Below are 2,041 nucleotides of genomic sequence, written 5' to 3' on the forward strand. Positions count from 1 at the left end.
TCCAACAAGACGCGCAAATCGATTGGGCGTTTGAGCGGCTCGCCGAGTTGCATCGGCTGCGCTGGCAAGGGCGTACCGAAGAACTCAGTTTCACCTCGCCGCAGTACCTTGAATTCCATCGCGCCCTCATGCATGCCCTTCTGGCGCAAGGCCGGTTGCGCCTGTACGGGCTGGAGATGAATGGGCAGACCATTGCCATGTTCTACGGCTTTCGTCATGGCGCGACGCTCTACTACTTTCAGGCTGGATTCGATCCTCAGCACCTTGCGTTCAGCCCTGGGGAAGTGCTCATGGGGTATGTCATCGAAGCGGCGATCGGGGAACGTTGCACGCGCTTCGACATGCTCAAAGGCGACTACGACCACAAGCGGCACTACTTTCAACAAACCCGCGAGACTTTTGGCTTGCGAGTTCACCGCCCAGGCTTGATTCACTGGCTTTACCGCGTCAAGGGCAGGTTTGCTGCAAACCGCGCTTCGGCAGCACCTGCCGAGGACATGGGCGTTGCGGAAACGAAGCTCACCGCACACCCCGTAGCCGAGTAGCCGAGCCCATGAACGCCGATTCGAGCAGGTCAGGGACTACCGACCCGGAAGCCTTGGTTTCCCGCAAACCCTCGACAGCCTGTTCGCCCAGACGCACCGAAATCTCGACATCGTGGTCGTGGACGATGGCTCCACCGATGGCACGGCGGAAGTTCTAGAGGCTTATGCAGGGCGGGTGCGGACGATCCGGCAGACCAATGCGGGCATAGGCGCGGCGAGGAATGCGAGCGTGCAGGCGGCTCGGGGCGACTTCATCGCGCTGCTCGATGCCGACGATTTGTGCCGTCCGGATCGCATCGCGATTGAACTGCGCTACCTCCAGTCGCACCCCGACATCCTGCTCTGCAGTTCCGATTTCGGCGCCTTCGACGAAACCGGGCCCCTGGCGCCCGCCTCCTACTGCGGCGTCTATTACTCCCGCTGTAGCCCGCAACGGGGCGGCCTGAGGGCGCGGTATCCGCAGGCAGAAACTTTTGCCTTGCTACCGGAGGAGACCGCGCGGCAGAACGGCCAAGCCTCTATCGCGGTTTACTGGGGAGAGGTTTACGACGAACTGGTGCAAGGCAATTTCATCCATCCCCCCACGGTGATGTTCCGGCGGGACGCACTGCAGCGCGCCGGGATGTTCGATCCCGAGATCAAGATCGTCTGCGAGTGGGAATGGTTCGTGCGCGTGGCCCGAGCCGGGCCCGTGGCGCATCTCGACATTCCCTTGCTCGATTACCGCCGCAGCCCCACCCAGATTTCCTCCAGCCCACGCACGGCGCTGGATTCACTTGCGGTGGCCAAGAAAATCTATGCGCGCGACAGCCAACCCGGCCAGCGCCGTGATCGCCGTTCGCTGCGTCACCTGGGGGCGCTCAGCCTCAGCGCGGCCGACGTGCTGGCCGAGCTTCAGCCCGAGGCGGCTTTCGGTCTGCTGGCCAGCAGCGTCTTTGTCTATCACACCTTCAGGGGGCAAACGCTGCGCACCTTGTTTAAGATCATGTTGCCTTCCGGGCTGCTCAACCTGCTGCGGCGCGTACGCGCTTGAACCGCCCGGCGCGCGGCGAGTCGGCGGGCGCAACCGGCTACTTGGCTTCAACCTGGCTTCAAACTCATTCCTACTGATGACTGTTTCCCTTTCCCGTGGCTCCGCGGTTGAGTCGGGCGCGATGTCGCCCGGCCTCACCGCAGACGATTTCGACTTTCACCTGCCGCCCGAACTGATCGCCCAGCATCCGCCCGCGCGGCGCAGCGACAGTCGCCTGCTCGATGCGGGCAGTCCGCCGGCGCTGATCGACCGTGGGTTTCGCGACTTGCCCGGCCTGCTGCGCGCAGGCGACCTGGTGGTGTTCAACGACACCCGGGTGATTCCTGCGCGGTTGTGGGGCTTCAAGGCGGCGGGGGAAGCCGGTGCCGCTTTGGGCGGCGCGGTGGAAGTGCTGGTGGAGCGGGTGCGGGCGGACAACCGGGTCTGGGCGCATGTGCGGGCGAGCAAATCGCCCAAGCCGGGC

3 protein-coding genes are annotated in these 2,041 nt (G+C 64.1%); all 3 read left to right on the forward strand.

Going from position 1 to position 2,041, the window contains the following annotated elements:
* Positions 1-545: GNAT family N-acetyltransferase (locus B7X30_RS15590; RefSeq protein ID WP_286731868.1), on the forward strand; the 545-nt coding region annotated here is incomplete at its 5' end.
* 112 nt (positions 546-657) lie between these two features.
* On the forward strand, positions 658-1,578 hold the full coding sequence (locus B7X30_RS15595) for a glycosyltransferase family 2 protein (RefSeq protein ID WP_286731871.1): 921 nt from the start codon (positions 658-660) through the stop codon (positions 1,576-1,578).
* Between the two features lie 121 nt (positions 1,579-1,699).
* The coding region (locus B7X30_RS15600; protein WP_286731874.1) for an S-adenosylmethionine:tRNA ribosyltransferase-isomerase at positions 1,700-2,041 on the forward strand (342 nt) is incomplete at its 3' end.

The organism is Thiomonas sp. 13-64-67 (assembly GCF_002282795.1).
Classification (GTDB): domain Bacteria; phylum Pseudomonadota; class Gammaproteobacteria; order Burkholderiales; family Burkholderiaceae_C; genus Thiomonas; species Thiomonas arsenitoxydans.